Raw genomic sequence first — 19793 nt, 5'->3', positions numbered from 1 at the left:
TGAGGTCAGGTAACAGAATTGTATTGCGGGCCAGAAAGCCCGCTGCATTTGCTCATCAATTAGGCTGGTTGAGATTGTAATTCTGCCAACCGAGTTAGCACTTCTTGACTATGAATTACTGGATTAACTTTAACAAAGGTATCACGGAGAATTCCTTGGGGATCAATAATAAAACTATGACGCATGGAAACAAAACCTATCCAAGAACCATAGGTTTTACTAACTTCACCATTGGTATCTGCTAATAGTGGAAATTTTAGACCTTCAGAATTGCAAAATTCAGCATGGGAATCAATATCATCAGCACTAATACCCAGAATCTGAGTGTTTTTTTCTAAGTATTTGGGTAAATCTTGCTGAAAGCGTCTTGCTTCCAATGTGCAACCAGACGTAAAGTCTTTGGGATAGAAATAAACCACTACCCATTTGCCACGAAAATCAGAGAGGGAAATCTTACCGTCACCAGTGTTGGTTGGTAAAGTAAATTCAGGTGCTGGTTGATTAATTGTTGGTAATATCCCACCTAATGCCTCAACAGAAGGGGTCATATGCAACCAGCTAATGAAGGTAAAACAAACAGCGAAAAAGATGTTAATAAAATTGCGACGGTGAATCATGGTGTCAACCAGAATTTTAACTCGTAACATAAGTTTACAATTCTTGGTTGCAGATGTGATTATTCTGGCTGAGAAGGAGAATTTTCTGTGCTTTCGATGTATTGACTATCAATGAGGAAAGCACCTCTGGTAAAGCGGATACCCCAATACCCTCCAGGACGACGGTCAATGACTATACCCTCTTCACCCAGGTGAATCACATCAGGTGGACGTAGCATCGGCATAGGATCGGCAGTTTTGATGTAGGGTGGAAGGGCAACAACACGTACTTTGCTACCTATGGGGAATTCTTTGGACATGGTGAGGTAGTTAGGAGTTTTTAAATTTGAACACTCCTAACTTTTAGCAGGTTTTGGGGAGAGAGAAAAACTAATCTAGACTAGGGCAAATAATGCTTGTACCTCTTGGAGAGGGAGATGCCAGAGTAATTCTGGTTGCCAAGTATCTGGGTCAAATTGGGAATTAACACCACGTTGATAAGCTTGCCAAATTCTCTCCCAACTAACTTGATGGGTCTGAGTTTGATGGTTTTGGGCTATCATTCGCAGTAGTCCTAAACCTAACATCAGATTAAAGATTGTAAATTTTGCCCCTAAGAGAAATGCTTGCGCTTCTATTTCACCAATGGGGTCTGTTCCGTAACCTGTGAGGACGTGAACACCGTCATGGAGTTGTTTTCGACGAGTACCTGTAGTAAAGGGTTGTAAATGATTGGCATCCAGTAAATCTGCCCAAATTCTACCAAATGTGCCTTGAGGGAGCGATCGCATTTTATCGATATTCACGATTGGAGGTACATTTAACCCTTGACTCTCTGTAATTTGGTCTAATTGATGTAAAAACTTGTCTAAATTAGGTTTTGTCTGACTTGCTGCGATTGCTAGCATCATCATATTCATAACTTATCATTCCCCATTCCCGAAAATTGATGTTACCTAATGGCAATTATTGAGAGTTACGCTGTTGACGACGTGCTTTCCAATTTTCCTGCAATTGTCTGAGTTGTGCTTGTTGTTCAGGAGTTAAAACTGCTTCTATTTGTTGTTTTGATGACTCTCTAATTTGTCTAATTTTTGCTTTTTGATCATCAGTTAAATTCAAGCTAGCTAACCCACCTTGACGCTGACGTTTGCCTAAACGTTGACCTGTACCTTGACCTTGTTCTCTGCGTGCTTGATATGCAGCTTTTAATTTTTCTTTTTGTTCTGGAGTTAGAACATTTTCGATTTGGGTACGGGTATTCAAACGAATTTCTTTAATTTTCGCTTTTTGTGCATCTGTCAGTCCCAAACGTGAAAATGGGCCTTTTTCTTTTAGTTCTGTATTTGGTGCTGGAGAAGAAGTTTGTGCATGAACTGTCAGGGGTGCAGCGACAATAGTCAAAGTCAGAATACACAACACATACTTGGTCAGTCCTACAGCCATAAATGTGGGAGTTTTGATTTTCATAATTTACCTTGTGATTTGGCTTTGATTGATGCCACCATGATAAATATTGTCATCTTCCATCCACATGAGGAGAAAGTCACACTCAAACCGTGACAAAAGTCATATTATCCATATTTAGTATTAATTTCTGATCAAAGCTAGGGTCAATTGATAAATTTTGTGATAACTTTCTGTTTAACATCAGACTACCTTGCAGATGTTATCTGGGTCACAACCTGCATTATTCATCATCACTTATGAATAATTCATATATTCAAATTAAGAACCATCCATTTAGATTTCTTTTATATTTAGAATGGGTGTTACTGGGAATTTCCATTTTAACGGCAGTCATTCCCTCACCATTACCACGGTTTTCATCTAAATTACCGGAATTAACTATTTTTTGTCTCCTGTGTTTTGGTTTCATGGGCTTAAGATTACCTCTGGGTAGACAGCCGATAAAAATCATATATACAGCTATAGAAATAATTTTAATTTTAATTACTGGCTCTTTAGGAGGAATCAACTCCCGTTCTTTTCCGTTTCTCTATTTAGTGTTAGTAACTCGCAGTTGTTTAATTTTTGATTTACAGGGGCGGTTAGTTGTTACAACTCTCTCATTCGTGTTATTTTTAATCAATTTAAATCATCGTTCTGCTAACTTTAAAATTCCGCCCATTGCTCAAGATAGATTACGGTTTTTTGTGTTCATATCAGCCGTTTTATTTGGCTTAAGCTTATTATTTGTATTATTATTAATGAATGCTATTTTATCGGAACGACAAAGCCGAGAAAAACTAGCGATCGCTAATGAAAAACTTCGCCAATATGCCCTCAAAATAGAATATCAAGCAACCTTAGAAGAACGTAACCGTATCGCTAGAGAAATTCATGACTCCTTGGGTCATTCATTGACAGCTCTAAATTTACAATTAGAAACGGCTTTAAAGTTATCCAAAACAGATTTAACCAGGGCATTGGCTTTTTTAGAAACTGCTAAAGAACTGGGTTCTAAAGCCTTACAAGATGTACGTCACTCAGTTTCAACATTGCGTTCCCATCCATTGCAAGGACAATCTTTAGAGCAAGCAATTGCTAGTTTAGCAACAGATTTTCAGAGGACTACAGGTGTGATGATAGAGTGTCAAATCCAATTGACACATGTCCTTCCTGTTGATATCAGTACCCCCATCTACCGCATTGTCCAGGAATCATTGACAAATATTGCTAAACACGCAAAAGCATCCTCAGTTGAATTAAAATTAACTACGACAGAAGCAGATTTAATATTACTTATTCAGGATAATGGTAGAGGTTTTGATGTGCAGCAGAATTCCACTGGTTTTGGCTTAAAAAGTATGCGTGATCGCACCTTAGCTGTAGATGGAAATTTTCAAATTCACAGTGCTTTAGGTGATGGCTGTCAAATTATTGTAGCTGTGCCTTTATCCAGAGAAAAATTATGATTAAAGTGATATTAGTTGATGATCAAAGTTTGATTCGTCAAGGATTAAAAGCTTTATTAGAATTGGAAACAGATTTAGAAATTGTGGGTGAAGCGGAAAATGGTGAAAAAGCGATTGAATTAGTTAGTCAACTCCAACCGGATGTGGTGTTAATGGATATTAGAATGCCAATTATGGATGGAGTAGCAGCAAGTAAAGAAATTCAACAGCAGTTTCCCAAAACTAAGATTTTAGTTTTAACCACATTTGATGATGAAGAATATGTGAAAGCCGCATTACAAAATGGTGCAATGGGTTATTTACTCAAAGATACACCATCAGAAGAATTAGCAGTTGCAATTCGTGCGGTTGCGAAAGGATATTCTCAACTTGGGCCAGGAATAGTCAAAAAACTGTTAACTCAATTCCCCGCAAATGTCACCCATGAGGAACCTTCTGTTCCCCAAAATTTAGCCGAACTCACACCGAGGGAAAAAGAAGTTCTCTGCTTGATTGCAACAGGTGCAAGCAACCGGGAAATAGCCAAAAAGCTGTATATTTCTGAGGGGACAGTGAAAAATCACGTTACCAATATTTTAAACAGATTAAATTTGCGCGATCGCACTCAAGCTGCCATCCTCGCTAATACATTTTTATCATATCTCTCTAGTTGATCACGATCATTTATAACTGTAGGCAAGACAGTGCGGAAATTAATTACAACTACAACTTAGACACCCAAAGACTTTTAGCACTGTTCCCTGTCACCTGCTATATAGTCACTGGTGAAAAAGTTGGTATGCTAATATCTTGCACCACCTCACTATAAACACAGATGTCTCAGGAGCAAATATTACTGCCACCAGGAACCTTATGGACAAGTGTCAAACAAACTACAAAACATGCTTTACAATGTGGGGCATTACAATCTATCCCCACAGATTTTGAATTGATTGAACAGGATGGAGTTAAATTTTTAGTCAGAATTTTAGCTAATCTCAACCGTAAAAAAGCTGCTACAGAAAAACAGAGTCCAGACTTTAATCCTTTCTTACCTTACGAACAAGATTTATTCGTTGCTGATATCTCTCCTACCCATGTATGTATTTTAAATAAATTCAACGTTGTAGATCATCATTTACTAATTATTACCCGTTGCTTTGAAGAACAGGAAAGCTTACTAACTCAAGCAGATTTTGCTGCGATGGGGGCTTGTTTAGCTGATTTTCCTGGTTTAGTATTTTATAACGGGGGCAAAATTGCCGGTGCAAGTCAGCGACACAAGCATTTACAAATCATTCCCGTTGCTGACACAGAAATTCCCATTACACCACTATTAAAAACGGCCAAATTTGCAGACTCTCTAGCAACTATTCCCGGTTTACCTTTTGTCCACGCTTTTACCATATTGAACCCTGATGAAGAGGCAGAAATTACCCTGCACAAATACCATCAGCTATTACAAAAGGTAGGTATTCAAGCAATTGATGACAATCTCCAATCAGGTGCTTACAATTTACTCGCAACTAGAGAATGGATGTTAATTGTACCGCGCTCAGCTGAAGAATTTACTTCTATCTCTGTCAACGCGCTGGGTTTTGCTGGTGCTTTATTAGTCAGAAATTCAGAACAAATGCAACTTGTCAAGGAAGTTGGGCCTATCAATGTTTTAAAAAAAGTTGCTTTTCCACTGTAAACAATTCCTGACCCCATATCATAATTTACAGTAAAAAGCCCTGCTCTTTGAACCAGGGCTAGCGTGAGCTTTCTTATTTCGCTGTTTAAAGTTTACTCACAAAAAGGGGAGAAGTCGGGGAGATACTCGACCTTAAAACCAAAATCCCCCATTCACTACCATTGGGGGACTTTGGCTCTCGGGGTGAGCAAATATATATTAACCCCATATACTTAAGTACAGGATGGGGTGTAATTACCTGTGAGGGTATGAGGGTGCAACCATTTTTCAAATATTCCGTTAAAATCGGCAGAGCTTAATCAAAATCCGCGTATCTTACAAATACCTTCCAACTCAATCTGTGTGTGGAGGGTAATTTCTTATTTATATAGCGATCGCATCTAACTATTATAGAGTCTCCACAGTGTCTTGATGTTCTTGATGAGATGCCAGTTTATCACTATACCTAATCTAATTAACTTGGTTGGTGTAAGTTCAAACTTACTAACTACGCTAAAACCTCATTAACTTTTCAGTAATTTTATTTAATATTTCTTTATTTTATAAATTTAAAATGAACTTTAGATAAAGCAAAATATCGATTTTGTAGAGAAATGGGTAAAAAACTATGAAATTTAAGTAAATATATTGTGAATACTGTGGTTAAAGCCAAAAAATTAATACTACAAATATGATTAGTCAGCTCGATTCATTTTGATTCAGTTAAATCACTGAATACGGAAATATAGTAGGAGAAAAATTTCCATGATCAGCTTCAAAAATACCACTTCTGCATTAATGAAGAACTTATCTGTAGTAGCAGCTACAGCCGCTTTATCTCTAGGAGTAAGTAGTGCAGCCTCTGCTGCAACCTTTACCTATGGAGGAAACGAATACTTCTTAACCACTCTCGATACATGGACTGGTGCTCAAGCTCAAGCTCAGTCTGCTGGTGGTAATCTGGTTACTATTAATGATGCTGCTGAACAGGCTTGGCTCGTCAGTACATTTGGTGCTACAACCCGATATTGGATAGGACTTACAGATAGAGTTACAGAAGGTTCCTACGCCTGGGTAAGTGGAGAACCTGTAACCTATACAAACTGGGCCTTAGGTGAACCAAACAATACTCCCTATCCTCCTGATGGTGAGGATTATATAGCAATGAACTGGGTGAGTGATGGTAGTGGTGGATGGAACGATTTACCAAACGCAGGCCCAGGCTTTCAGTCAACATACGGTATTATAGAGAGAAAAGTGCCTGAACCTGCAACACTGGGAGGACTGGTACTTATTGGTGCTGCGAGTGTACTACTAAAAAAGAAAAAGCTCTATTCTGCTTAAGCAAAATTCTTGAATACTGAAGAACTTACCTAATTGGATTAACCAAAAAGACGTAAAGAGAAATTCTCCTTCCGTCTTTTTTGTCCATTCAGTTCCAAGACTAGAAATTAACTACGTTGCCAAATCTTGATCGTTTTATCCAAGCTACCACTGACTAACATTTCCCCAGAAGTTGTAAATGCCAAAGCTGTCACTGTATCAGTATGACCTGTGAAAGTACCTAAAAGTTCTCCTGATTCCAGATGCCATAGCTTGATAGTTTTGTCAGCACTGCCACTAGCGATAATTTGCTCATTGGGACAAAGTGCAACTGCATACACTCCATCTCGATGACCTTTGAGGGTTTGCAGTAATTCCCCGCTTTCTAAATTCCAAATTCTCACAGTCTTATCTCGACTCCCACTGACCAGAATTTTGGCATCAGCACTAATGGCCAAAGAATTAACAACGTGAGAATGTCCTGTTAAGCTGTGCAGCAGATAACTATCCTTAAGGTTTGGCTTACCATCATGGTTAGAAGTACGCCAAACTTTGATTTTCCGATAGCTGCCGGTAATCAAAATTTGTCCATCTTGACTTAAGACCAGGGAATGGGCAGCTGTATCATCCAAGGATAAAGCAGTTTCTACTTGGCGATCGCGCAAATCCCAAAACAAAATTCTTCTATCATCACCACCAGTCGCTAACATCTTTCCGTCTGGGGTGAATGCTACACAGCGCACTCCACCATTATGCTTGTGCAGAATATCAATTAAATCTAAGGCCCCAGTATGCCAAATTTTCACCGTTGAATCTGCACCCACACTCACTAACGTTTGTCCATCTGCACTAAACGCTAGGGAATTGACCTCATCCACCAGTCCAGACATAGTCCAGGGATACTCTGACAAAGTTTCGATTAACTCACCTTTGCTTAAGTCCCATAACTTTGTCTCTCCCCGACTACCACTAGCCAAAATCGGCAAAGTTTTCACAGCAGTTCTACAACCAGAAACTTTGGTGGTCAACATTCTAGTAGAGAATGCTAAACAGTTAATGCCTCTTGTATGTCCTCTCAAAGTTTGCCAGCATTCCCAGTCACCAATAATATGTTTACGCGGATGGTCGGCAGATAAAGTTTGGATTGTCTCTGTCAATATTTTCTCATGATGGACAGCAGATTTATTTTCTTTTGTAGTCAGAGATTCTAAATACCAATTCAATCCCCCTGCATACAACAAATTACTAGGAGATAAATATAGTTTAGGTTCAGCAAATTCTAGATTATTTGTCGGTAAAAAACCAGCAATTACAGTTTGCTTTTCATAACCTAACTTAGTCGTAGATGGATAAAACAAACAGAGAAAAATTAAAACTTGATAGTTTTTGACATCTTCTTGATGCACAGACCATTTAATTTTGTCCTTTTTGATGCCATTAAAACTCTCACCATCTGCTACGTGAACTTGTATCCGCACTTGAGGATTATTTGTTAAGTAGTAAGCAAATTTACTTTCACTCCGCAAATTACCCTCATCATCTAACACCATGTTTTCCAAAGTGTCGAGCGGCACTTTTTTTACCAATTTACCTAAGCGTTCTGTAATTAACCGCTCTACAATTTGCTCACGCACTAAATAATCTTCTGCTTGACGCTGAAAATATTTAGGAAAAGGAATAGTCCAATCCGGTGCTTCAGGATATTCAGGTGGTATGGGGGGCGGATTTTTGGCCATGATTTCCGCTTGCTGACGAGACAATTCTAAAATTTTCGCCAGTGGTTCACCCCAAAATGCCATGACTTCTCGATGACAACCTTTAACTGAACTCTCTAATAGAGATAAATCGGCAGTCTTAGGTTTTTTGACTCGTTGTAGGAAGTCAACTTGTTGAGTTTTGAGTAAGCTAATCCAATCCATCTGCATGACAGCGGTAAACTATTGCATACTTACAGTCAGTTATAACCATGAAATTACACAATTTTATAACCTTGATTGGCAAAAAAGTAAGTAATTATAAATGTAAAATAAAACACAAATCCAGGTTGATATTTATGGTAAATACCACCCTCAGAGATTAGTTTAAACATTTACTAAACTCGGTAAATAAATAGAAAACTTTCAATGATTGAAATAAATATTAACTAAAATATAAAACAATCTGCTGTTCTTATAGAAACAGTTATGATTAAGGAAGATGTGCCTAATATTTCAGACCAAAACCAGTTTTAGTTATATGCTTTTATTACGCTATTTTCTTAAATTAAATAGTAATACCACTATACAATAATTCTAGCTAAAAAGTAAATTTTGTCTCGGTTTTTTATTTTTTTATCAAGCTTTTTTTAAAGACCACAATATTTTTAATTAATTAGGTTATGAATATTTATCAATCTAAGATATATTAATTATCTGTGACAATCCTGCATCTATCTAAGACAGTATCTATGACCAATACATCCTACATTTTTCTGGCTGGCGCAAGTCGCGGCGTAGGTAGAGAAATTGCCAATTGTTTCACAGCGCAACATTTCCCAGTCAAAGCACTTCTGAGAACAGAGGCTGCTCAAGCTGAACTTGCAGACCTGGGTATTCGTACCGTCATAGGAGATGCAATGAATGTTGATGATGTTGAACGTGCAATGTTAGGTGATGAACCTATTCAAGCTGTGATTAGCACTGTGGGTGGGTTTCCAGCAGATGAGGTAAAACCTGATTATATCGGCAATAAAAACCTGATTGATGCCGCAGTGAAAGCAGGAGTCAAGAAATTTATTCTCGTTACATCTATTGGTACTGGCAATAGTGCCAGTGCTTTACCTGCCCAAACCTTAGCTGCATTAAAACCAGTTTTAATAGAAAAAAATAAGGCTGAACAACATTTAATTAAAAGTGGGCTTAACTATACAATTATTCGTCCTGGTGGATTAATTTCTGAACCAGCCACAGGCAATGCAATTTTAACAGAAGATACCCATGTCATTGGGAGTATTCATCGAGCCGATGTCGCCCAAATAGTTTACCGTTGTTTCAAGTCTCCGTCTGCTAATAAAAAAGTCCTGTCCGTGGTAGACCGGAATATGATCTATCCTGGCTTGCCAGGATTTATGGAATTTAAGTTGAAGTAGTAATTATTGAGAGGATAAAAACATCAATTCTCCCCAATATGAATGGTGCGTCAGATTGTCGTGAACGCACCATTTACATAAAAAGTATTCCCAATGTAAAACGGATTTTCTCCCTTGCTCAATAGCAGTAAAGATAAAATTACATACTGCTGTAACGTTCTTCTGCCCAAGGTTCCCCGCGCCGGTGATAACCATTTCGTTCCCAAAAACCGAATTCTTCTCTTTCTAAAAATTCCAAACCATTAATCCATTTGGCACTTTTCCAAGCATAGAGATGGGGAACTACTAGGCGTAGGGGTCCACCATGTTCTGGTGGTAATGGTTCACCAAATAATTTGACGGCAAAAAAGTTTTCTTCTCTGAGAAAATCGGGAAGAGAGATATTAGTAGTGTAGCCACCATAGCAATGTTCCATGATATGAGCAGCTTTAGCATCGATTGTAATTAATTTGATGAAGTCTGTCACCTTGATGCCTGTCCACTTCACATCCAGTTTTGACCACCGGGTGACACAATGAAAATCGGCGCTAAATTCATGCTGAGGTAGTTCCATAAAATCTGCCCACGTAAATGTAGCAGGTTGGACTAAACCCCACACACTAAACTCCCATTCTTCTATGCTGACTTGGGGAGTTGCTCCATAGGTTAATACAGGAAAGCCTTTCGCTAGATGTTGGCCTGGAGGAACGCGATTTTTATCTTCCTCTCCTGGGGGTTGAAAAAATTTTCCTAGCATAGCAACAGCAAAATAAATTTAAGTTGAGCTAAATGCTGATTAATCAAATGGGGTGAGGGGAAGATAGAGACCGATTTTTTGGTAATTTTTATCCTGTGGGAAGGCGGTAAGGTAAAAGGGAGCAATATTGTTTTCAACTTTTCCCTTTTGCTTACCAATCACCTATGGCCTATTACCTCTTACCAATGCCCCATGATTGACATCAACACTGTTGCTGGAAAGGCTTATTCTTCTTCCTCTTGTTCATCTGTTGGATAAACAAATGTAGAACGTCCAGACAAAATTGATTTACCGAGAGAGAGAGCTTTTTGCGCTTGAATTGCAGCTTTATGTCTCCAGGTAGCGCGACGTTTATCTCGTTTGGATTTAGAGGTTTTCTTCTTAGGAACAGCCATGATAGCGGATATAGCGATTCTTGACAACCTTTCTATTCTAAGCGATCAATTGACGTTAGTAATGGTATTGATGTGGGGAATCGCGACAAAAATTTTCAGGAGCTATTGGGGTTGGGATTCAGGAGCTTTTGGGGTGGGGCTGTTCTTTTGGTTAGAGGTGGGATTGGAGAGGGTGGGGGGAATAGGATTTGGTGCTACTGGCTGTTTTTCAAAGAAGAGTAGCGATCGCGCAGTTTTAAAATAAGTTGACCATCTTTGTGGATCTGGACGCTTTTTCCATTGCAGCCGACTCACATCTAAGGTCAAAACTGGGGCGATAGCTCCATAGTTCTGGGCAGAGACAATGACATTTACTTGTGTAACTAAAATATCTTGGTCAAAACTCCGTTGGGCTGCTGCTCTGGCTGCTGTTTCTGCTCTTCTGACCACGTTTTCGTAGGTTTCATCTGGTAATCGGTCAATGGTCAGGTCAACTCTTGCTGTATACGCTTGGACAATTTGGGGGGCGATCGCTTCCGTAGTCAACCATAATGGACATGCCCACAACAACAGCATTAAACCGGGAATTGTCCGGATTGTTTTGCCAATTTGGCCAATAAATGAAAGAGGTATGGACGAAGATAGTTGATGAGGGTAAATCTGGTTCATAAATTTTTAGCTCCTCGATGATGGATTAAGGTGAATTACAGATATTTACGCTCAGATAAATGTAATGTTTATTACATTTTATATGGATGGGAGTAGAAAATCACTTAGACTATAAGACATAGGTTAGCTTTGTTATTTCAGCAAAGCCAACCGCAATTTTAGGTAAGTACACAACAACCGACAAATAGCGGGATGGTAAATTACTGGGCGATCGCTATTGGCATCAATCAATATCAATTATTCCAACCTTTAACCTGTGCTCAAGCAGATGCTGAAGCCATTAAGGACTTTTTGGTGGTAGAAGCAGGCTTTTTACCGGAAAACTGCCTGTTGATGACAAACACTTCGCCACCACTTAGCGATAAATCTACATATCCCACAAAGGAGCACATTCTTTCTTGGCTGGAAGAATTAACAGCTAAATCTTGGCAACCAGAAGACCATATCTGGTTATTTTTCAGTGGTTATGGAGTTAATTACAACGATAAAGATTACCTCATGCCTATAGAAGGCAACCCCGACTTAGTAGCAGAAACAGGGATAGAGGTGCGATCGCTGATGCAAGGCTTACAAGTAGCGGGATTGAAGCCCTTGCTGATTTTCGATATTAACCGTGCTTTTGGTACCCAAGCTGATGCTCCTGTGGGTCAAGAAATCATGGAATTAGCCCAAGAGCTACAAATAGCCACCATTCTTTCTTGCCAACCAGAGGAATTTTCCCATGAAAGCAGCGAACTAGGTTATGGATTATTTACAGCTGCCTTACTAGAAGCTTTGCGTTCTGAAACCATCAAAAACTTGGCGGATTTAGATCACTATCTGATTTCCCGCACACCCCAATTGTGCCAACACCATTGGCGGCCAATTCAAATCCCCTTGATTTTTATTCCTTTCCTGGAACCAGTGATTCTCCCCAGTCTACAAGCAGAGAATCAGCCGGACACAGAAGCAGTGATTTTTCCAGAAGAAAGTTTTGCCATCGCTGTTGCTGCTCCACCTTTAGGAGAAACTAAATCCACCACTCCTGACAGCAGCAAACCTACTTGGTCAGCGAATAGTGCACTAGAAACAACCCTCACTCCTGCACCTCCCACCAAGGAAAAAATCACAAATTTAGCTACAGTTCCCAAATCCTCTGGAGACAGTAACTCCCTCTCCCATCACCATAGTGGGCGGTTTATTCCTTCTACTAGTAAAAATCATCAAGGAGAAATTCCCATTTGGAAGCAATTCATTTTATGGGGTGGTGGCAGCATGATTGTAGTGGGTATCATTGCTACCTTTGTGCTGCGGAATCAAGCAACTTTTCGCCTCAAGCATATATCGAAAACGATCCCCAATAATACTCAGCAAATGCCCCAGGCTTTGCCATCTAATCCTCCAGGCGTTCCTGCCACTAACCAATCTCTACCATCGCCAGAGATCACAGCAGACTCTAACAAACGCAACCAAGCTATGTTAGAGCTAGAGAAAATGTCTCTCCAAGCCAATCAAGCCAGTGATTTGAGTACAGCGATCGCCTCTGCCCAAAAAATCAAGCCTGGTGAACCAATGTACGCCCAGGCCCAGGAGAATATCCAAATTTGGAGTCAGATGATTTTAGATTTGGCCACATCTCGTGTCAAACAAAGGAAATATGCCAGTGCGATCGCTGCGGCTCAATTAATCACCAAGGATAATTCCCTCTACAACCAGGCTCAAACAGCCATTGAGCAATGGCGACAGGAAGCAAGAGTCTATCTCAGTAACAAAACCTTATTAGAAGCCGCTAGCGGACTAATTCGACCAGGACAAGCTTCTAGTTACAATCGAGCTATTGAAGTTGCTAAAAAAGTTCCACCAGGACAACCAGGGTTTGAACTAGCCCAAAAAACCATTAATCAATGGAGTGAAAAAATCTTAGATTTAGCCAAAAATCGCGCCGCAGAAGGCGATTTCCAGGCGGCTATTGATACTGCCACTTTAGTCCCAGAAGTAACAGGAGCCTACGAAGACGCTCAAGATGCCATCCAAAAATGGCAACAAAAGAAGAGAAATTAGATAATTTTAGATTTTAGATTTTCAACTTTAGATCGAACGGCAATCAATCATCATCCAAAATTCAAAATCCAAAATCCAAAACTTCTTCACCTGTTAAGAACTAGCAATAGCGGGATACATCTTCTCCACATTCATCGGCTAAATAGCACAAGGCTCGAAAACGTAAACTCACCACTTCCTCATACACAGGATTGAGTTTGCACATGGGTGGAATGTGAAATAAAGTCATGCCAAATAATTTCACATCACGTTCAAATGGGCATTGAGCCGGGATGAGTTGGCAGATGCGATGGGCAAAAAGGCGATCGCTCACTTGAATGCTGTCTATCTTGCGGCGTAATGGCCGGAAAATATCCCAATAACGGCGGTAAGTATGACCTTGTAGATTGGTAGCATTAACTGTACTTGTTTCTGGTTGCTGGAGCGACACCCAACTTGCCAAAAAAATCTTTTTTGTGGTATTATCAAATACCTTCATGATTACTCCTCTGTCTTGATGAGGATATTCACCTGTCTGATGAATATATACAATAAAGCAACAACCTTTCCCGTAAGAATCGTACTCTGACGGAAATTATTCACTTTGCTCAAGTAGCCACTTGGTGTCAGAGTCTATGTATTACTACGTCAAGTTAAGCGCAAATTCCTCAGAAAGGCTAGTGTAACTTTACAATCTTGTTCATAGCTTGACACAGTTTAAATTCTAGTGAAGACATCTGGCTGTGGACTGAATTGTTTGGAAACTTTACAAACTTTAACTTAGCTCATTATTCTCAATAATGCCCAACGCCAAAAACACTGTTAATAGGTCTTTTTAGCTATTGATTCTCTACAAATTTGCTATCTATAGCCTCTTAGCTTTGACTTACTTGGGTTTAGCCTTAGGGTATATTCCAGGGTTACGCATGAACCGGGCCACCATTGCCTTAGTAGGTTCTGCCCTATTCATTGGCTTAGGAGTTTTGAATTTACAAGAAGCTTGGCAGGCAATAGATGTCAATACCATCGTTTTCCTGTTGAGCATGATGGTAGTCAATGCCAACTTGGCCTATTCTGGTTTTTTCCGCAGAGCATTGACCTTATTGTTGAGTTTTACCCGCTCTCCTTTGGGTTTAATCATAGCCCTGACCTTCAGTAGCGGCTTACTTTCGGCCGTTTTCCTCAACGATACCATCGCTTTAATTTTTACACCCCTCACTCTCAATTTGGCTCAAGGATTGGGTTTAAATCCTATTCCTTACCTATTAGCGCTTGCAGGAGCAACTAACATTGGTTCAGTTAGCACTCTCAGTGGCAACCCTCAAAATATATTAATTGGCTCTTTTTCTCAAATTCCTTATCTAGAATTTTTACGTGCCCTCGCACCAGTGGCAGGAATCGGACTATTGATGCAAATCGGGTTATTGTGGCTGTTATACCCAGAAGTACGCTCTTGCCAACCTTGCCAGCAGGTACTTATAACTAAAGACCGAATCTATCAACCCTTGTTCCAGAAAAGCTGCATCATTACTATCGGCTTATTAATCGCCTTTGCCGTGGGTTTACCCTTAGCCGAATCATCCTTAGTGGCTGCTAGTTTGCTGCTGATTACCAGACGGATCAAACCCCAGCGCATTCTTCAGCAGGTGGATTGGAATTTATTAGTAATGTTTTCTGGACTGTTTATTTTAACCAAGGTGACAGAGAAATTAAATTTATTGCAACCATTCACCCAAGCTGTCAACTCCCCATTCAGCTTTTTGAGTGTGACAGTAATTTTATCTAACTTAATATCTAATGTGCCTGCGGTATTACTCTTGCATCCATTGATCCCCAATGACAATACACAGTTTTGGCTATTATTAGCATCGGGATCAACCTTAGCAGGTAACCTAACTTTATTTGGGTCAGTAGCAAATTTAATTGTTGTGGAGGCAGCAAAAAATTTAGGATACAATCTCACTTTTTGGGAGCATTTACGGTTTGGTGTACCTTTGACGGTAATGACAGTGATTTTGGCTGCTGTTTGGATGAATTAAAGCCACCTTCCACACCGAAAACTCAATACTTTTGCACACGATTCGTTGTAATTACCCTACTGCTAGCTGGAATGAGCTTACCAATCGAATGGTAAGCCAAACTGCTCTAAAGTTTTCCCATCTTGCAATAATGCTGACATATTCCGCTCCATTTGAATTTGTCCATCCGAGAGGAGTAAGGCCCGTTGTGTGACTTTTCCCAACCAATGCAGGTCATGGGAGGCGATTAAAATGACTTGCACTGGCAACTTTAATAAGACTTGTGCTAGGTGTCTTCGCCATGCGGGATCAAGTCCATTGGTTGGTTCATCTAAGATGAGAATGTTTGGCTCTAGGGCTAAAATCGCCGCGAGAGCAGCTAAACGCCTTTGTCCTCCCGATAGTTCGTGAGCAGAACGGTGAGCATAAGCTGCTAGGCCAAAATCCGCTAACAGTTGTCTGGCTTTATCAATGGCTACGGCTGGGGAAACACCATAGTTGCGGGGGCCAAAGGTAATGTCTTCTAAGATGGTGGGCATGAATAATTGGTCGTGAGCATCTTGGAAACTAAAACCGATTTGCTGGCGAATTTGGGGCAAGGTGTTTGGTTCTACAGGTATGCCATTAATCCAAATGTTGCCGCTTTGGGGTTGTTTTAGACCAATGAGGTTTTCCAAGAGGGTGCTTTTACCGGAACCGGTGGCACCAATTAAGGCAATGCGATCGCCTGAGCATAAGCTAAAAGAAATATCTTTGAGGGTTGGTTGTTGGTGGGGATAGGCATAAACTAAGTTCTGCACCTCCACTACAGCCCTGTGGGGTTGGGAAATGGGAATTTGAGGATGAGAAACTAGAATAGTCAAAATTCACACCGAAAAATAAGAATGTAAGGTGATGGAAGTGGCAATTGCACTAGCTGCAAACAAAGTTAGGCGTTCTTTTGGTTTGAGGAGAGAATCAATGGGTAATTGACCCCGATAACCGCGGGCTACCATGGCGGTATAAACTCGCTCTGCCCTGTCTAAACTGCGAAGATATAGAGCACCAATCATGGCAGCACTGGTATAACGCAGCCAGCCAGCAGCACCTGTTATCCCTCGTAATTGGGCGCTACGCTGCATTCTGGTGACTTCGGAGAGCAAAATTTCTAAATATTGACCTGCTAGAAGCAAATTTTCTTTTAATGGTGCTGGTAAGGGTAAAATTTTGAGGGCAATACCAAAACTGTGGGGAGGTAAGGTTAAGAGAAAACTATTCATGATGATTAAACAAATCAGGGAACGCACCATTAAAAAACTTGCTCGTTCCCATCCCAATGGTAGGGCTACTAAGGAGAGAAAAATCAATTCCCCGCCGAGTAAGTGGGTTAAATTTCGTACAGGTGCATGTAATAACCATACCCAAATTACAGCGATCGCCCCATATATCCCTAAACTTAGCCAAGCGTAGTGCTTTAACAAAGCTGCCCCGATCACCATCACTAGGGACAACTGTAAGCGCAGGGGCAAAGACAGATTAAGCATTTTTCGGTTTCATAACTTTGGCAATTCCGAAGGCCACTACAAAACAAACCGTAGCCCCCACTAAACCAGCGATACTTGTACCAATTTGTCCCCACCCTTCAATACCGTATTCAGCTAGGGGAGTAGGGATACTGACCCTAACTTGCTCTGCTAAATTGATAAAACCTAAGTTTTCTGCCACTCTTTCTAAACCATCGGGCCAGGCTGAGGCAAATAGGGATAAGACACCAGCCACAAGAAAAATGCTGACCACCGGGACTAACCAACCGCGAAACTTCTGGTCATCTCCTGGTAATAAGTCTGGTCTGGTGGTGCTGAGATAGGTGAGGACGCTACCAGTAATTAAGCCTTCACCCACACCAATCAAAATATGTATACCAGTGATGGAGGGTAGAACTATTGTACCAGGGGCTGTGCCAGATAGGACTAATTCAATAGCACAAGCGATCGCTGCGACCACTACACTCACACCAGCGGCAATCCCCGCAGCGATTGGTAAACGTCCTTTGTAGCCACCAAGCAACCTTTGTAAGGTTTGGGTTAATATCCAGCCAGTCCACACCCCAATGACTGCCATATTCAAAATATTTGCGCCCAAGGCAGTAATGCCACCATCAGCAAAGAGTACGGCTTGAATAATCAAAACGGTGGCAATACATAACATCCCTGCCCAAGGACTACCCAAGACAACGGCCGCTAAAGTCCCTCCTAATAAATGTCCACTGGTTCCCCCAGCCACAGGAAAATTGATCATCTGGGCAGCAAAGATAAAGGCAGTGGTCAACCCCAGGATGGGAGCGCGACGAATACCAAAAGCGACTTGCGATCGCCCCATAGCAATAGACAATGCAGCTATACTCGCAACACTGGTAGCTGCTGCCACTGGTACAGATACAAATCCATCAGGAATATGCATAATTTCCCCAACTAAATTCTTAATGTGATTGTCAATTACATCAAGGAATATTTTTCAGGCATCAAATTAATAACAAACTAAAATTTCTCTAGTTTTACAATGCCCTATTGGGGGATTTTCCCTCTTAATTAAGGAATTTGTTCAATAAAAAATGCATACAATAATATAGTTTCTTTCAACAAAAATAAATTTTTATTACTTCTATAGTTGGGATTAAGTTTTTTCCTAATTTTATGAATTTTTCAAAAGTTTAATACCAAAAAGTTTCTCACATGATCTTTTTACAACACTGTCACCTGTCTCCTGGGATGTACTGTATCTCGACTACGCTCGACTTGTACACAGCTAGGTCGAAGTATAACTGCACAGTCCTTTGCGGAGAGTGGCGTTAGCCATAGTGTCACTTGCTATCCATCCAGAGAGGGAAGAAAGTGACAAAATCAGGTGTAACCATCCTTACCGGCTCTATGTTCATTTGTGACTAAAACCAAAAACAAAAAGGGGAAATTGGGCGACAACTCAATTGCTGGCACCTCCCTTATTAAGCATTGAACAGAGAAAATCAGTTTACAGAACTCAATTGAGAGTGAGACTGTAAATAGAATCTAAAAACTTAGATTCATAGTCAATTAGTTTTTCGTTGGGCGACGGTTTTTCAAGAAATCGGGAATATCCAAGCCAGATGATTTTTCTCTAGGTTCTGGGGTGGAGGCAGGAGGATTGATCGGTAATTGCTGTACAGGTCGCTTAGTCGCAGGGGTGACAACTCTGGGTGTAGCAGCATTTTGCGGAGGTGGTGCTTGGATTTCACCTGTAAATCCAGTCGCAATGACTGTAATTCTCACTTCTCCCTGGAGCCTGTCATCAATAACTGCTCCAAAAATGATATTGGCATTGGGATCAACTACTTCATAAATAGTTTCTGCCGCCGCGTTAACTTCATGGAGAGTCAGGTCACTACCACCAGTAATGTTAAAAACAACACCTCTAGCACCTTCAATAGAACATTCCAATAGGGGTGAAGAAATAGCTGCAACTGCTGCTTCCCTAGCTCTTGATTTGCCAGAACTGACTCCAATTCCCATCAGTGCTGAACCTGCATCTGCCATCACTGCCCGGACATCGGCAAAGTCCACATTGACCAATCCGGGGATCGTAATAATATCGGAAATGCCTTGCACACCTTGACGCAGGACATCATCGGCATAGCGGAAGGCTTCCTGCACAGGTGTTTGTTCTGGAATCACTTCCAATAACTTGTTGTTGGGAATAATAATTAGGGTATCTACCCGACTTTTTAAGCCTTCAATTCCCTGTTCCGCTTGACTAGTTCGACGACGACCTTCAAACACAAAGGGACGTGTTACCACACCCACAGTCAAAGCGCCCATTTCCTTGGCGACTTCTGCCACAATGGGGGCTGCACCTGTACCAGTTCCCCCACCCATACCAGCGGTAATAAATACTAAATCTGCTCCTTCTAAGGCCGTGGCAATTTCATCCCGTGATTCTTCCGCAGCTTTTTGACCAATTGCTGGGTTACCACCTGCACCTAAACCTCTGGTCAATTTTTGACCAATTTGTAAGCGGCTTGGAGCGCCAGCTAAGGTCAAAGCCTGAGCATCTGTATTGATTGACCAAAACTCTACTCCAGAAACATCAGACTCAATCATGCGGTTAACAGCATTACCACCGCCACCACCAACACCAATCACTTTAATATTGGCAACTCGGCCAGGAACAATATCACCGATACGACTGCTTTCCACAGGAATTTTTTTATTATCGTTATTTTGACCTATGTTTATGCCGGTATTATTAAATGGATTTGTGGAGTTCACAGTGAGAGAGAACCCTGGCTGTCCCCCAGATTGGGAGTTTGTATAGGTAAGCCCTTGGTTATTATCAAGTGTCATTGGA

General features: G+C 40.7%; 20 protein-coding genes. 7 read left to right on the top strand and 13 right to left on the bottom strand.

Annotated elements, in window-relative coordinates; all coding sequences use genetic code 11:
- Positions 1 to 59: 59 nt before the first annotated feature.
- From H6G73_RS16025 to H6G73_RS16010, 4 genes are all read right to left on the bottom strand, one after another.
- Complete coding sequence (locus tag H6G73_RS16025) at positions 60 to 617, bottom strand: peroxiredoxin (protein WP_190606220.1); 558 nt, start codon at positions 615 to 617, stop codon at positions 60 to 62.
- A 59-nt stretch (positions 618 to 676) separates the two neighbouring features.
- A complete protein-coding gene (gene sipA, locus H6G73_RS16020) occupies positions 677 to 916 on the bottom strand; it encodes a regulatory protein SipA (protein ID WP_190606200.1) in 240 nt (79 codons plus the stop codon).
- Positions 917 to 991: 75 nt separating this feature from the next.
- The gene (locus H6G73_RS16015; protein WP_242034217.1) at positions 992 to 1516 is read right to left on the bottom strand and encodes a hypothetical protein; all 525 of its coding nucleotides are present in this window, start codon (positions 1514 to 1516) and stop codon (positions 992 to 994) included.
- Positions 1517 to 1562: 46 nt separating this feature from the next.
- Positions 1563 to 2066: a Spy/CpxP family protein refolding chaperone gene (locus H6G73_RS16010; protein ID WP_190606198.1), complete on the bottom strand. Its 504-nt coding sequence runs from the start codon at positions 2064 to 2066 to the stop codon at positions 1563 to 1565.
- A 236-nt stretch (positions 2067 to 2302) separates the two neighbouring features.
- On the opposite strand from H6G73_RS16010, the gene H6G73_RS16005 reads away from it, so the two are divergent.
- The 4 genes from H6G73_RS16005 to H6G73_RS15990 all read left to right on the top strand — a co-directional run bounded on the left by H6G73_RS16005 (position 2303) and on the right by H6G73_RS15990 (position 6512).
- A complete protein-coding gene (locus tag H6G73_RS16005) occupies positions 2303 to 3514 on the top strand; it encodes a sensor histidine kinase (protein WP_190606196.1) in 1212 nt (403 codons plus the stop codon).
- Complete coding sequence (locus H6G73_RS16000) at positions 3511 to 4167, top strand: response regulator (RefSeq protein WP_190606194.1); 657 nt, start codon at positions 3511 to 3513, stop codon at positions 4165 to 4167. The genes H6G73_RS16005 and H6G73_RS16000 overlap by 4 nt, the downstream gene beginning before the upstream one ends.
- Positions 4168 to 4328: 161 nt before the next feature.
- Positions 4329 to 5189, top strand: a complete 861-nt coding sequence (locus H6G73_RS15995; protein WP_190606192.1) for an ATP adenylyltransferase family protein — start codon at positions 4329 to 4331, stop codon at positions 5187 to 5189.
- A gap of 744 nt (positions 5190 to 5933) precedes the next feature.
- The gene (locus H6G73_RS15990) at positions 5934 to 6512 is read left to right on the top strand and encodes a lectin-like protein (RefSeq protein WP_242034216.1); all 579 of its coding nucleotides are present in this window, start codon (positions 5934 to 5936) and stop codon (positions 6510 to 6512) included.
- 107 nt (positions 6513 to 6619) lie between these two features.
- Here the strand turns inward: H6G73_RS15990 and H6G73_RS15985 are convergent, their stop codons facing one another.
- Entirely contained in the window at positions 6620 to 8416 is a 1797-nt protein-coding gene (locus H6G73_RS15985) for a WD40 repeat domain-containing protein (protein ID WP_190606190.1), read from the bottom strand.
- A 521-nt stretch (positions 8417 to 8937) separates the two neighbouring features.
- Between H6G73_RS15985 and H6G73_RS15980 the strand changes: the two genes are divergently transcribed.
- The gene (locus H6G73_RS15980) at positions 8938 to 9618 is read left to right on the top strand and encodes an SDR family oxidoreductase (RefSeq protein WP_190606188.1); all 681 of its coding nucleotides are present in this window, start codon (positions 8938 to 8940) and stop codon (positions 9616 to 9618) included.
- Between the two features lie 139 nt (positions 9619 to 9757).
- On the opposite strand, the gene H6G73_RS15975 is transcribed toward H6G73_RS15980, so the two are convergent.
- The 3 genes from H6G73_RS15975 to H6G73_RS15965 form a co-directional block, all read right to left on the bottom strand.
- The gene (locus tag H6G73_RS15975; protein WP_190606186.1) at positions 9758 to 10354 is read right to left on the bottom strand and encodes a sulfite oxidase-like oxidoreductase; all 597 of its coding nucleotides are present in this window, start codon (positions 10352 to 10354) and stop codon (positions 9758 to 9760) included.
- 224 nt (positions 10355 to 10578) lie between these two features.
- Positions 10579 to 10749 (bottom strand): 50S ribosomal protein L32, encoded by a 171-nt coding sequence (rpmF, locus tag H6G73_RS15970; RefSeq protein ID WP_190606184.1) that lies wholly within the window; start codon positions 10747 to 10749, stop codon positions 10579 to 10581.
- A gap of 102 nt (positions 10750 to 10851) precedes the next feature.
- Positions 10852 to 11397: a hypothetical protein gene (locus H6G73_RS15965; protein WP_190606182.1), complete on the bottom strand. Its 546-nt coding sequence runs from the start codon at positions 11395 to 11397 to the stop codon at positions 10852 to 10854.
- Between the two features lie 192 nt (positions 11398 to 11589).
- Between H6G73_RS15965 and H6G73_RS15960 the strand changes: the two genes are divergently transcribed.
- Positions 11590 to 13437, top strand: coding sequence for a caspase family protein (locus H6G73_RS15960; protein ID WP_190606180.1), 1848 nt, complete (start codon positions 11590 to 11592; stop codon positions 13435 to 13437).
- Between the two features lie 100 nt (positions 13438 to 13537).
- On the opposite strand, the gene H6G73_RS15955 is transcribed toward H6G73_RS15960, so the two are convergent.
- Positions 13538 to 13915, bottom strand: a complete 378-nt coding sequence (locus tag H6G73_RS15955) for a Mo-dependent nitrogenase C-terminal domain-containing protein (RefSeq protein ID WP_190606178.1) — start codon at positions 13913 to 13915, stop codon at positions 13538 to 13540.
- 343 nt (positions 13916 to 14258) lie between these two features.
- Between H6G73_RS15955 and H6G73_RS15950 the strand changes: the two genes are divergently transcribed.
- A complete protein-coding gene (locus tag H6G73_RS15950; protein WP_190606177.1) occupies positions 14259 to 15455 on the top strand; it encodes an anion transporter in 1197 nt (398 codons plus the stop codon).
- A gap of 77 nt (positions 15456 to 15532) precedes the next feature.
- Here H6G73_RS15950 and H6G73_RS15945 read toward each other — a convergent pair whose 3' ends face one another.
- The 4 genes from H6G73_RS15945 to ftsZ all read right to left on the bottom strand — a co-directional run bounded on the left by H6G73_RS15945 (position 15533) and on the right by ftsZ (position 19789).
- Positions 15533 to 16297 (bottom strand): energy-coupling factor ABC transporter ATP-binding protein, encoded by a 765-nt coding sequence (locus H6G73_RS15945; RefSeq protein ID WP_190606175.1) that lies wholly within the window; start codon positions 16295 to 16297, stop codon positions 15533 to 15535.
- A 3-nt stretch (positions 16298 to 16300) separates the two neighbouring features.
- Complete coding sequence (locus tag H6G73_RS15940; RefSeq protein ID WP_190606173.1) at positions 16301 to 16957, bottom strand: energy-coupling factor transporter transmembrane component T family protein; 657 nt, start codon at positions 16955 to 16957, stop codon at positions 16301 to 16303.
- Positions 16950 to 17873, bottom strand: a complete 924-nt coding sequence (locus H6G73_RS15935; RefSeq protein ID WP_190606171.1) for an energy-coupling factor ABC transporter permease — start codon at positions 17871 to 17873, stop codon at positions 16950 to 16952. The genes H6G73_RS15940 and H6G73_RS15935 overlap by 8 nt, the downstream gene beginning before the upstream one ends.
- A 629-nt stretch (positions 17874 to 18502) precedes the next feature.
- On the bottom strand, positions 18503 to 19789 hold the full coding sequence (gene ftsZ, locus H6G73_RS15930) for a cell division protein FtsZ (protein WP_190606169.1): 1287 nt from the start codon (positions 19787 to 19789) through the stop codon (positions 18503 to 18505).
- Positions 19790 to 19793 lie beyond the last annotated feature (4 nt).

Origin of the sequence: Richelia sinica FACHB-800 (assembly GCF_014698825.1) — a bacterium.
Lineage (GTDB): Bacteria > Cyanobacteriota > Cyanobacteriia > Cyanobacteriales > Nostocaceae > FACHB-800.
The sequence above is the reverse complement of the archived record's forward strand: the minus strand, read 5'-3'. Positions and strand labels throughout refer to the sequence as shown.